Source organism: Providencia sp. PROV208 (assembly GCF_028479465.1).
GTDB lineage: Bacteria > Pseudomonadota > Gammaproteobacteria > Enterobacterales > Enterobacteriaceae > Providencia > Providencia alcalifaciens.
The window spans coordinates 227,460-240,339 of sequence record NZ_JAMPNS010000008.1; the positions used below are offsets into that span (position 1 = coordinate 227,460).

The following is a 12,880-nucleotide window of genomic DNA, read 5'->3' on the forward strand; positions in this document are numbered from 1 at the left end:
ATTATTTCTTAAAAAGCAAGATAAAAAAGTTAGTGATAAATAACCGTTTGCTCAAAGTTTGTCCTTTCATATCTCGTAAAAAATGCGTAATATACGCGCCCTTGCAGTCACAGTATGGCCCCCATTTAGTTATGCGAATCGGACAATATCAGTTGAGAAACTGTCTTATTGCTGCCCCCATGGCAGGCATCACAGATAAGCCGTTTAGGTCTCTGTGTTATGCAATGGGTGCTGGAATGACAGTATCGGAGATGCTTTCTTCCAACCCACAAGTTTGGAAGACAGATAAATCGAGACTCAGGATGGTTCACCGCGATGAACTCGGGGTGCGTTCTGTTCAAATAGCTGGCAATGATCCCGATGAAATGGCCGCAGCAGCTCAAATTAACGTTGAGAGCGGCGCTCAAATCATTGATATCAATATGGGCTGTCCAGCTAAGAAAGTGAATCGTAAGCTTGCAGGCTCAGCCTTGCTACGTTATCCGGAGATTGTGAAATCAATCCTAGAAACCGTTGTAAACGCTGTGGATGTGCCAGTCACACTAAAAATCCGCACAGGCTGGTCACCTGAAGAGCGTAACTGCATAGAGATTGCCCAATTGGCCGAAGATTGTGGTATTCAAGCCTTGACCATTCATGGCAGAACCAGAGCCTGTCTGTTCAACGGCGAAGCTGAGTATGACAACATTCGGGCAGTTAAGCAGACTGTTTCCATTCCGGTTATTGCCAATGGCGACATTACTGACCCGCTAAAAGCCAGGGCTGTTTTAGACTACACAGGGGCGGATGCCTTGATGGTAGGCAGAGCAGCTCAGGGAAGACCTTGGATCTTTCGGGAAATCCAACATTATCTGGACACAGGTGAGATATTGCCACCGATGCCAATGGCAGAAGTGAAAAGCATTATGCTAGGGCATGTACGGGAACTGCACGACTTTTATGGTCAAGGCAAGGGAGCCCGTATAGCGCGCAAACATGTTTCTTGGTATTTACAAGAGCATGCACCTGATGACCAGTTTCGGCGCTCCTTCAACGCCATTGAGGATGCCAGCGAACAGCTGGAGGTGTTGGAAGCATTTTTTGAAAATTTTTGCGTAAATAAAAGATAAGAGCTGACAGAACTATGTTCGAACAACGCGTAAATTCTGACGTACTAACCGTTGCAACTGTAAATTCACAAGATCAAGTAACTCAAAAACCGTTACGTGACTCAGTTAAGCAAGCACTGAAGAACTATTTTGCTCAATTAAATAATCAAGATGTTAATGATTTATATGAGCTGGTATTGGCTGAGGTAGAACAGCCTTTGTTGGACATGGTTATGCAATATACCCGTGGAAATCAGACCCGTGCTGCCCTGATGATGGGTATCAACCGCGGAACTCTGCGTAAGAAACTGAAAAAATACGGCATGAACTAATCCTAGTCGGTTAATGCAGTGTTTTTAGAAGCCCTTTCTGATTTTAGAAAGGGCTTTTTTGTTTTCATCGATTTGCACATCTTGTTATACCTTTCAATAATCACGCCTATTTTTAATACAATAATTATTGATTTAATAAATAAATCAACCTTGTTTTAATCTTGGATTTTATTTATGAGCATCATCACAATTCATAGAATCCTATTTTTTATATCTTGCCATTTTTTATTTAGCTTTATAAATTCAAAATCCTTTTATTTCTCACCATTCGAAATTAACCATGAAAATTGAAAAGGATTTAAATGACAATGATTGATTTAAGAAGTGATACGCTAACGAGGTTAAATAAAGAAGACTTAAATAATATAAATTATAATTATATTAGTGATGATTGTTACAATGAAGATATTTACGTCAAAAAATTAGAGTCCTATATATCTGAATTGTTTAATAAAGAAAGTGCGCTCTTTATGCCATCGGGTACCATGTGTAATCAGATTGGTTTAAAAGTTTTATCCTCACTCGGTAATGAAGTTATTACTGAAGTTGGCTACCACATCTGTTTTTTCGAATCATCACAAACCTCCGCACTGAGCGGATTAATCATTAATAATATTAAAACGCAAAATGGTATTTTGACCGAAGACGAGGTTATCCAAGCCATCAACAGTAAAGCTCGTTGGTCAAATCTTTATGCCACCCCACAAGTGATTGCGATAGAAAGTAGCATTAGCACTTACGGAGGAATGGTATTCCCCCTCTTAGAAATAAAAAAGCTCAAAAAGTTGTGTCTTGAGAAAGGCATGTCTCTATTTTTAGATGGCGCAAGGGTACTCAATACTTGTATTTCTCTAAAACTTTCCCCAGCAGAATACGTCAAAGAAATCGACCTGCTTAATATCTGTCTCTCTAAAGGCATTGGCGCGCCATTTGGCTCGGTATTAGTGGGCAGTAAGCACCATATAGAAAACGCTAAACGGTATCGAAAATGGTATGGCGGAGCGCTGCATCAATCAGGGTTACTTGCTGCCATTGCGTTAAATAAATTAGAGCATTATGAATCCCAGCTACGCACAGATCACCAAAATGCAGCACATCTTGCCTCCATTGCTTCAACGTATTTTCAACTCGCTTACCCTGTTGAAACCAATATTGTCATGATAAAAACGCCAGATGCCGAGCGTGTTGTCCAAGCATTAAAAAACGCTGGGATACTGGCTATCGCTTGGACAAGCGATATTGTGCGTTTTGTTACCAGCAGTAATATTACGGAAGCCATGATCAATCAACTTGACCCTCTATTTAAAAAAATAAAAAATATTTAATATGATAAATAAAATCATGACGACTCGATTTTTATCGGGCATCTCTTTTTACAGTTTTCTACCTTTTTTTTCTTTATACCTGATTAATGAAAAAAATCTCGAAGAGAGTGATGTTGCTATTATCATTCTTACATTTCTTTTTATTAGCCGTTCATTCTCTCTTTTCACTCATTTTATTATTGATTTCATTAATTATAAGAAAACACTTTTCTTCAGTTATTTGATTTCTTCATCATTTATTATTTCTATCTATTTCACCTCAAGCTTTTATATCCTTCTGTTATCCTCAGCCTTTATTGGTGCCGGCTTTTCTATTGCCAATGTGGGTACAAGTTTATTTATTGCAGAAAATAGTCATCATTCACAAAGAGTCAAGAATTTTTCAATATTGAATGTCATTGTTAATATTTCGTCAGCTGTAGGCGGTGCAGCAGGGGAATGGTTTTATCATGGTTCATATTCGAGCGTTATATTTCTTCCTTCAGCCATTATGTGTGTCGCTGCGCTGTACTCATTAACCTTAACGGATAAAAAGCATACCTCGCCAATGCAAGATCAGCCAACGGAAGCCACCACCCGCTTTTTAGCATGGGGACTTTTCCTCTGTTATAGCTCAATTCCCTTCTTTATGTTGGGATTAGTCTTTCGCAATTTAGCTTACTTATTTGAGCTACATTACCAAGGTGCTCGAAACTCTATCAGTGTTGCTTATTTGTTCGCTTTGAATGCATCTATGATCATTCTTCTGCAAATCAAAGTAACTCAATTCATTGATAAACAGAAAAAATCACACCAGGCTATCATCTACAAATGTAGCCTTATTTTGATTGCTATCTTGCTGTTATTTTTAAACTTCAATGCATTAGTCTCGCTCTATTTATTAATCATCCTATTTACCTTTAGCGAGTTGATTTGGAGCCCTTACAACAATAGCCTTGCAATAGAGAAGTGCCCATTTACCCGCAAGAAACTCTCATTGTCTATTTGCCTCTTTTTTTGGGGATTGGCTGAATCCCTTGGTGCCTATATTGGCATTATTGCGAACGATGTCCAGATACACATCTATATCCCTATTACCCTGTTTTTACTTCTTATTTCTTTATTCGCAGCTGAATACTCTATCTCTTTAAGGCGCTCAGATGAAAACCATCCTATTTCTCGAATGTAATATCTCTGGTACAGGTGTCAGAGCCATTAAGCTGGCTAAAGAAAACGGTTATCACACCGTTTTATTAACTAAAGAACGTAATTATTATGCGCAATTAGCTGACAACCCAGCACTCTATGTTAATGAAATTGTAGAGGTTAATACCGATTCCATTGCAGCTATACTCAGTCATGCTCTCGAGTATAATCCGCAAGGTATCGTGGCTTTTGATGACTATCGGCTCGTCAACGCTGCCGCGGTATCTCACGCCCTCGGTTTACCCTCTCCGAATTTAATTGCCCTAACTATGTGTCGCTACAAGCACCTAACCAGACAACATTTGCACCAACAGAATGCCAATTGTCATTACAAAGTTTGCAATATCCATGACAAATTTGATCTTAACAATATGCCATACCCTGTTGTCATAAAACCCTGTGATGACAGTGGGAGTAGCCAAGTTACTGTGTGTTACTCTGAGAAAGAAACTCGTGCTGCTGTCCATGCATTAACCGAGTTTAGAATTAACCAACGCGGATATCTGCTCTCCCCACAATATCTTGTCGAAGAATTTATTGAAGGGGATGAATACAGCGCCGAAGCTTATTGGGATAGGCAATACGATGAGTGGAAAATACTGGGCATCACAAAAAAATACACGACGTCTGGGCAATATGCCGTAGAAATCGGTCATGATTTTCCAGATGAATCCCTTGATATCGATGACGTCACGAAAACTATCATTGAGTGGCTCACTCAGGTAGGGTTATCCCTCACGGTCGCACATGTTGAATTTAAACTTAACCATGGCGAAATAAAGCTTATTGAAATTAATCCAAGAGTTGCCGGCGGGATGATTGATACTCTTTGCTATCAATCAACAGGGTTTGATTTAATTGAATGCTATCTTGCGTTACATGTAAAAGGTATGACCTATGCGTCCACATTAACGCTCAACAAACAGTATGCGTCTATTCGATTTTTAACCTCCGAAAAACAAGGAACTATCCTTGATTTCCATGCAAACTCTCACTTAGATCTACCATTACTGTTTAATTTTGTTCCTACTCCTGTACATGTCAATACACTAAAAGATAGCTATAGCCGGCTTGGTTACGTGATTACAACAGCGCCCACACAACACTTAGCCGCAGAAAAGGCAGAAAATTGGCTCAAGAATATAACCATGAGCTATCAATAAAAAAACCCAGTACAAACCTGTGTTTGTACTGGGCTAAATGGATTACCGTTGCTTGATAGTTTGCCGCTATTAGGCGGCAACAACCTTGGCGTCGGTGAATGCACTTCCATCGCTGGTTAGCTGGAACTTGCTCACCGATTCTTGTAACTCTTCGGTTTGATGCTCTAACGAACTTGCAGCGGTTGCCACTTGTTCCACCAAAGACGCATTTTGTTGTGTCACGCTATCCATTTGAGTAATCGCGACACCCACTTGTTCTATCCCCTTACTCTGCTCTTCAGATGCGATGGTAATCTGCTTCATAATCGCAGTCACGTCATTGATCCCTTGCAGAATATTACTCATCGTTGAACCCATTTCATGAACCAAATGCGTTCCTTTTTCCACACACGAAGTCGATTCAGCAATGAGCTTTTCAATTTCCATTGCAGCATCAGCACTGTGACTTGCCAGCTTACGCACTTCAGCGGCAACCACCATAAACCCTCGTCCATGCACACCCGCTCTCGCTGCCTCAATAGAGGCATTCAATGCCAAAATATTTGTCTGGAAGCTAATGTCATTCATCATGCTGATAATGTCAGAAATTTTCTTGGCGCTCTGAGAAATTTCATCCATTGTGCTCACGACGGATTCAACAATTGCATCCCCTTGATTTGCGACTACAAACGCTTCTGCGGCTAGCTGGTTTGCTTGGTGAGTATTTTCCACATTCAATTGCACTGCTGCGGTAATTTGCTCCATACTCGCTGCGGTCTCCTCCAACGCTGCCGCTTGCTCTTCGGTACGAGAGGAAAGGTCGCTATTGCCATTAGAGATCTCTGTCGCGCCGCGATAAATGCTTTCACTGCCATTACGAATGGTCAACACCGCTTCACGTAAGCTGTTTTGCATCTCTTCTAATAGCGGGAAAAGTTTACCGACACAGTTACGACCAAATGGCGCTATTGGTTGGCTTAAATCACCTTTCGCAATTTTATCGAAATATTGACGGATCATTTCCAGTGGGCGCTGCATCATGTGCAGTAGATAGCGGTCAGTAAAGATCAAAATCAACACGCCAAAAATCGTGGCGATAATGATCACGATCCGCGTCATGTCCATATGCTCATCAACGGCTTCTCGTGTGTGCTCAATCATCACATCCGCCATTTGGTTAAATTGCGTAATAGCGGCACCAAATGTACGGCTTAGTGCAGGTGTGACATTATGGGCATGAGCCAGATACGCCGCTTTATCATCCCCCATTGAGACAGCAAGCTGGGGTTTAACCCCATCATCTAGGAGTGCTTGCCAGCTGTTAATGACTTGGTCTGAAATCGCTTTATCCATCGGTCCTGGTGAAATTGATTTCATCTCTTCAAGATAACGCTCCATATTCACTAGCGCCTCTTTAACCAGTGTATAGTCCCCTTCTTTCCCTTCATTTTTCGTTTCCATCACACGAGTTAGACGAGTCACAAAACGAAAATACTGGTCATTACCTTGGCTCAGAACCGTCATCTGCTTAACCAATTGTCGGTCAACCTGAATACCATCGGAAATACGAGATAAGGACCAGCCGCTATACAGACTTATTCCGCCTAGGTTTAGGCATAAAATGCCAAGTAGCACGAGCATCACAGCACGTATTGAATAATTTCGAAGTTTCTGCATGGAATTTCTCTTTTGATAAAATAAAATGATCTTTGTTTAATTTATCGGCGGTAAAAGAGAAAAATTTAATTATTTTCAATTGCTTTCCGACTTTTAGACATTACAAAAAACACAAAATTATCCGATTGAAAATTGGGTTACTACTTGATTTTAGAGACATAATGTTTGTTTTTTATCCATCGTAGTTCTACTTTTGTACAATTACCTTATCTTCCAGTTTGTGATTGAACTCGCATAGTCATCCTCGTTTTCTGTATGCCACATTCATCATCAGGTTCTGTAAATATACGCAAAAATCTGTTTTATCACTTGAGCTTCCCCCTACAGGAAGCTTTATGGTGCTGAGGTTCGATCAAGGACTCAAATAAGAAAAATAAAAACCTGCTTTTTAGTTCTCACCCTTATTTTATTTAAATAACAATGCCTTATTTTTGGAGTGATACTGATATGAAAAAATTGTTACTCACCGCGCTACTGGCGGCATCTTTCTCTTCTGTTGCCGCAACTCAAGTTGTCGATCTATACAAAGAAGAGAGCTGTGGCTGCTGTCATCTTTGGGGCGAAGCTGTCAAAGCTGCAGGTTACGATGTAAAAATCCACGATGTCTCCTATCAAGAAATAGATAAAATAAATCAAGAAGCTAACCTTCCCCTCTCTTTACGTAGCTGCCATACCGCTAAAATTAATGGCAAATTGGTCGTTGGGCATGTGCCGCTCGATAGCTTAGCCAAACTAAGTACCCTTCCTGATGATGTTGCAGGCATTGCGGTAGGTGGCATGCCAGCGGGCAGCTTAGGCATGGAACAGCCAAGTGGCTTTACACAACCATATTCGGTCGTTAGCTTTAAAAAAGATGGCAGCCAGTCGGTATTGAATCGTTATTAATTTCGCTAAGTCATAAAAAAGGTACAGCAAACCCTCGCTGTACCTTTGATAGTGATGATGACATCTTAATTTGAAAAATTAACGGTATATCGGTAATACATTAAACTGCGCTAACAACTGACAAATAATACCCACAACACCAAAGGCTATAACGGCATAAATTAGCCCTTTGCCTCCCCATACTTTGAATTTCGCATTAGGGAAACGCTCTCTCACTTTTAATGCCATAACGGCTGGACAAATAATCGCCCAGATACACGCAGCCATTCCCGCATAAGCGATAGCAATTAAGAAACCATTTGGGAATAACATGCATAAAACTAGAGGTGGTATAAAGCATAATAGTGCCGCTTTCATTCTACCGGAGGAGTTATCCTTAAAGCTTAATGACGCAAGAATGTAGTCGAATAAACCAATAGCAACCCCTAAGAATGAACAAAATACCGCACTAATCGAGAACCATAATAAGAAAGTCGCAATATGTGGACTACTTAGCACCGCATACAGTGACTCAATAAATGCATCAAGGTTCCCCCCTTTATTAATAATGGTCAGAAACTCTGTTCGCGGTAAGTTCCCCATGGTGCCTAATATCCAAAGGAAATAGAGTATTAAGGCAAGCACACAACCAATCACACAACTCTTAACCACTTTGCGCTCATTTTCATGATACAGCTTATATAAGCTACATACATTACCGTGGTAGCCAAAAGAGGTGATAGCGTAAGGAATAATAATAAAGACAAATGGCAGTAATGATAGCTGACTATCCCCTACAGGCGATTTTAATAGTAAATCAGTTTTTACAATTAAAAATAACCCTGAAAAAGCGAGAATAAATAAAATAATTTTGATAAATAAGAATAATGAAGTTAATCGACTTGCTGCAATTCCACTCCACCAAATACTTGCGCCTAATAGTATAGTGAAAACAACAAATATTAATCTTAAATTAATCTCAAACCCATATATTGCAGCTGCCTCTTTAATAACAGATCCGGCTGCGGAAATATAAGCATATATCAATATATATAAAACAAATATGAGTGCTGCGTTAGCAATATAACATGCCCATTTTGGTAATAATTCTTTAGATATATAAAAATAATTGGTGCCTGCTCCGTATTTGGATATGCATTCTAAAATATAGATCCCTGAATGAAACATAAAAAAACAAACAATCAGTAATATTACAATCGAGTTAATAAACCAAGCTCCTGCCATAATAGTTGGCAAGCTAAACATACCTGCCCCTATCATAGCTCCGCCTAGCACAAAACCCCCTACCATTATGGAGGGTTCTTTCTTGGCTGCCGAATTGTTCATGTTGTTCACCTTAAAAATAAGGGATAAGGTTCCCGCATTGCACGGGAACCCGCAGAACTACTATTTATTATTTGATAGGTTTCAATCTTGCAGTAAAGTGTCTTAATACTGGCGGCTCATATTCAAAATCTAAACCTTTCAAGGTTGCGAATTTATCTTTTAAGCCAATCAGAGCATCTGCAATGTAATCCATATGATCGTTGGTATAAACACGTCGTGCGATAGTTAAGCGCATGAACTCCATATCGGCGTGTTTTTGCTTACCTGTTTCTGGGTCACGACCTAATAGGAATGAACCAATTTCAACCGCACGAACACCAGACTCTAAATACAGTGCGTTAATTACCGCTTGTGCTGGGAATTGGTCTCCAGGGATATGTGGAACCAATTTTTTACAGTCAACAAACACTGCATGACCACCGGTAGGGTACTGAATTGGAATACCGCCTTCACGTAAACGGTCACCGAGGTATTTCACCTGACCAATACGATAATGCAAATAATCTTCCCCTGCACCTTCTTCTAAACCTTGTACCATCGCGGCCATATCACGACCCGCTAAACCACCGTAGGTCACGAAGCCTTCCATTGGTACACAGCGTTGTCTTGCCAGCGTAAAGATTTTTTCATCATTTTTAATGCACACCAGACCACCGATATTTAACAGTGGGTCTTTTTTCGCTGACATAGTGAGCGCATCAGCATATTTGTACATATCTAGAATAATTTCTTTAATTGTGGCATTTTTATATTTCGGATCACGTTCTTTAATGAAATACGCGTTTTCGCAGAAACGCGCAGAGTCCATCACAACAAAGATATTATGCTGTTTCGCGATTTCATAAACTTCTTTCAGGTTATCCATTGAAACTGGCTGACCACCCGCACTGTTACAGGTGATGGTTGAAACAATGGCAACCACGTTTTCGGCACCGTGTTTTGCAATATTATCTTTTAATTTTTGAATATCGAAATTACCTTTCCAATCATCATAAGTTTCAGAATCATAGGCTTTTTCGGTAACAATATTAATAGCTTTACAACCATTTAATTCAACGTGAGCCGCTGTTGTATCAAAGTGGAAGTTAGAAATAAATACCGGTTTTTTCGCACCGCCCTGTTCTTGTTTTACTTTCAGTAAAACAGGGAATAACATATTTTCAGCACCACGACCTTGGTGAGCAGGGATCACGTAGTCGTAGTCAAACATTTCTTTAACTTTATCTTTTAAATCATAATAGTTACGAGAACCTGCATACGCTTCATCACCGGTGATCATCGCTGCCCATTGACGGTCACTCATGGCGTTAGTACCCGAGTCAGTCAACAGGTCAATATACACCGCACTACTTGGTAACAAGAATGGGTTATAACCCGCCTCTTTTAATGCTGCTTCACGCTCTTCTCTGGATGGAATACGGATGTTTTCTACCATTTTAATACGGAACGGTTCTACGATTCTTTTAGCCATGATAATACCTTTAATTTTTCATTAAATAATAAAAACAGAAATTCGAACTTATAAAAATAAGCGAATAGATCTTGGGAGAGAGAAAAAAGAAAGGTTATTTGTGCGGAAAAAAATAAGCTAAAGAAATATCAATATTGAACCATTTCTTCAGATAGAAGAAGCGCCTCGACATGAGTAACTCACTTAAAAGAAACATACTAGGACTCCCATCAGTAAGGAATTAGTACAACCTTGAGTATGGTATATAACAATTTTCAGATGAATTTAATAGCAATTGTCTGTTATTTGTATCTTCATCACAAAATGTGTTAAATAACCCCTCACACTATGATTATGGTCACAATATTATTTAGATAAACAACTATTAAATAAACGTTAATAATTTGATTTTGTTTTATAATTAAATAATAAATAGTGATTTTAAAATTAATTTATTAACGTTAAAAAGTCATTTCACTGAGAATATATTTGAATTAAGTAAAGCCTTATACAAAGGCTTTACTTAATGATATCAATTAAATAATTTCACTCTAAACATTATTTTTCAAATAGCTTGTGAGTATACTCTTTCGATACCGCACTGCGCTTTCCATCCACGTCAAAGTAACGGTCGATATGGCACTTCTGCTCATTAATATCGCAGAAAATCCCATTGGTAAACGTCATGACCGTTTTATCAAAATCGCCACCTTGCTCAATTACTTTCGCGCGTTTATCACCTAAATACTTCTTAGTCAGCTCCGTAGATACCCCATCTTTGGCGCTAAAGCAGACATACTTATCGCATAGTACGTTTTTTTCTGGGGATTTTAATGCTGAGGTCGATTTTGCTGACGACAACATCGGTAATGCCGCAATCGCAAACCCAACGAGACATACTGCTTTTAAATTCATACCACACCTTTTATTAATCGATAACATAACTGCAATGTAATATTAGAGCTTCATTTCACTGTTTAATTCCCCGTTTCTGCCCGTATTTCATGTTTACTGCAAACCCTATCCATTTACTGCATTAATTTAACCTTTTATTAACACTTTCAATTGTCATTTTTTGCAGAAAAGATGAGTGTATGGGTGGCAATTTAAATAATAACAACACCTGCAACTCTGCATTCGACAAAATTAAGCACCCAATAAGAGAGTGAAGCATGACAACAGAGACCGTCGCCATTAAATCTTTTGGCTCCACTAAAACCACCTCAAAAGTGTTATTGATCTGCTGGATGAGTATTTTATTTGAAGGTTATGATGTCGGCGTGATGGGCGCCGTTCTACCGACGCTCGCAGAATACAAACAATGGAATCTTACCCCGTTAGAGCTTGGTGCTCTCAGTAGCTACGCCTTAGTCGGTATGTTTTTTGGAGCATTTATTATCGGAACACTGAGTGAACTCTATGGTCGTCGTCGCATGCTTTTGGCCTGTGTTACCTTGTTTTCACTGACAATGCTCGCTGCGGCTCTTGCACCTACGCCTTGGATATTTGGGCTTATGCGCTTTATTGGTGGTATTGGCTTAGGAGGGGTGATCCCTGTCGCCGCAGCATTGACCATCGAATATTCTCCCGCTGAAAAACGCTCATTTAACTACGGCATTATGTATTCTGGCTACTCGCTTGGGATCCTCTGCGCAGCACTGGTAGCAATGTGGCTACTGGAACAATTTGGTTGGCGCAGTGTTATTGGCTTTGGCGCTTTACCACTCTTGCTCGTTTGGCCCATGGCTCGCCTACTACCTGAATCCTTAGAATTCCTCACCCATAAAGGTCGTCATGCTGAAGCACAATCACTAGCACAAACATTAGATGTTGAATATCAAGCACCGCCCGCACAACAAAAACAGCAGCCTCAACGCTTAAAAGAGATAGTCTCCGTGGTTTTTGCGTGGACTCATTTGCGCGCAACAGCCTGTTTTTGGGTAGCGTTGTTCTGCGGAATGTTGCTGGTATATGGCTTAAATACATGGCTACCTTCCATCATGCGTAAGGAAGGTTATAACTTAGGCTCCAGCTTAACCTTTTTAGTCGTATTTAGCTTAGCGTCAGCATTAGGCGGGTTATTCTTAGGAAAAATCGCCGATAAGCGTGGCGTTCGAGGGTCTGTTGCCTTTTTCTTCCTATTAGGGGCAATCGGAATTGGCTGCATGGTTTTCAAACAAAATATTTATATTAACTACCTACTTGTGGCATTTGCAGGGGTTGGTAGTATTTCCGCAGCGTTGATTTTGACGGGTTACATTGCCAATTACTATCCATCAAAAGCGCGCGCATCCGCCACTGGATGGGCATTAAGTTTTTCACGCATTGGTGCCATGACCGGTCCGATGTTCGGCGCGTATATCGCGAGCTTAGGAATTGCCACCAGTTGGAACTTTATTGCGTTTTCTATCGTCGCCGTGATTGCCGCCACCGCAGTGATTTTACTTCCCAAAAAACGACCATAGCCTGC

General features: G+C 40.1%; 11 protein-coding genes. 7 read left to right on the plus strand and 4 right to left on the minus strand.

The features are described from left to right. Positions 1–131 precede the first annotated feature (131 nt). The 5 genes from dusB to PR766_RS07550 all read left to right on the plus strand — a co-directional run bounded on the left by dusB (position 132) and on the right by PR766_RS07550 (position 5,093). Positions 132–1,109 (plus strand): tRNA dihydrouridine synthase DusB, encoded by a 978-nt coding sequence (gene dusB, locus PR766_RS07530; protein ID WP_006659064.1) that lies wholly within the window; start codon positions 132–134, stop codon positions 1,107–1,109. Positions 1,110–1,123: 14 nt separating this feature from the next. Then, complete coding sequence (gene fis, locus PR766_RS07535; protein ID WP_004258438.1) at positions 1,124–1,420, plus strand: DNA-binding transcriptional regulator Fis; 297 nt, start codon at positions 1,124–1,126, stop codon at positions 1,418–1,420. A gap of 308 nt (positions 1,421–1,728) precedes the next feature. Next, positions 1,729–2,745 carry a threonine aldolase family protein gene (locus PR766_RS07540; RefSeq protein WP_258526512.1) on the plus strand — a complete coding sequence of 339 codons (1,017 nt, stop codon included), beginning with the start codon at positions 1,729–1,731 and terminating at the stop codon, positions 2,743–2,745. Between the two features lies 1 nt (position 2,746). Next, a complete protein-coding gene (locus tag PR766_RS07545; RefSeq protein ID WP_230086773.1) occupies positions 2,747–3,913 on the plus strand; it encodes an MFS transporter in 1,167 nt (388 codons plus the stop codon). Then, entirely contained in the window at positions 3,885–5,093 is a 1,209-nt protein-coding gene (locus tag PR766_RS07550) for an ATP-grasp domain-containing protein (RefSeq protein ID WP_154636102.1), read from the plus strand. The genes PR766_RS07545 and PR766_RS07550 overlap by 29 nt, the downstream gene beginning before the upstream one ends. A gap of 69 nt (positions 5,094–5,162) precedes the next feature. Here PR766_RS07550 and PR766_RS07555 read toward each other — a convergent pair whose 3' ends face one another. Next, the gene (locus tag PR766_RS07555; RefSeq protein WP_154636101.1) at positions 5,163–6,749 is read right to left on the minus strand and encodes a methyl-accepting chemotaxis protein; all 1,587 of its coding nucleotides are present in this window, start codon (positions 6,747–6,749) and stop codon (positions 5,163–5,165) included. Positions 6,750–7,196: 447 nt separating this feature from the next. Here PR766_RS07555 and PR766_RS07560 point away from each other — a divergent pair, with 447 nt between their 5' ends. Beyond that, the gene (locus tag PR766_RS07560; protein WP_006662889.1) at positions 7,197–7,634 is read left to right on the plus strand and encodes a DUF411 domain-containing protein; all 438 of its coding nucleotides are present in this window, start codon (positions 7,197–7,199) and stop codon (positions 7,632–7,634) included. 78 nt (positions 7,635–7,712) lie between these two features. Here PR766_RS07560 and PR766_RS07565 read toward each other — a convergent pair whose 3' ends face one another. From PR766_RS07565 to PR766_RS07575, 3 genes are all read right to left on the minus strand, one after another. Beyond that, positions 7,713–8,960, minus strand: coding sequence for an aromatic amino acid transporter (locus PR766_RS07565; RefSeq protein ID WP_006662888.1), 1,248 nt, complete (start codon positions 8,958–8,960; stop codon positions 7,713–7,715). A gap of 67 nt (positions 8,961–9,027) precedes the next feature. Then, a complete protein-coding gene (locus PR766_RS07570) occupies positions 9,028–10,431 on the minus strand; it encodes a tryptophanase (protein WP_006659054.1) in 1,404 nt (467 codons plus the stop codon). Between the two features lie 537 nt (positions 10,432–10,968). Continuing rightward, the gene (locus tag PR766_RS07575) at positions 10,969–11,325 is read right to left on the minus strand and encodes a YcgJ family protein (protein ID WP_036959944.1); all 357 of its coding nucleotides are present in this window, start codon (positions 11,323–11,325) and stop codon (positions 10,969–10,971) included. 257 nt (positions 11,326–11,582) lie between these two features. On the opposite strand from PR766_RS07575, the gene PR766_RS07580 reads away from it, so the two are divergent. Then, positions 11,583–12,875, plus strand: coding sequence for an MFS transporter (locus PR766_RS07580; protein ID WP_006659052.1), 1,293 nt, complete (start codon positions 11,583–11,585; stop codon positions 12,873–12,875). The last annotated feature ends 5 nt before the right edge of the window (positions 12,876–12,880 follow it).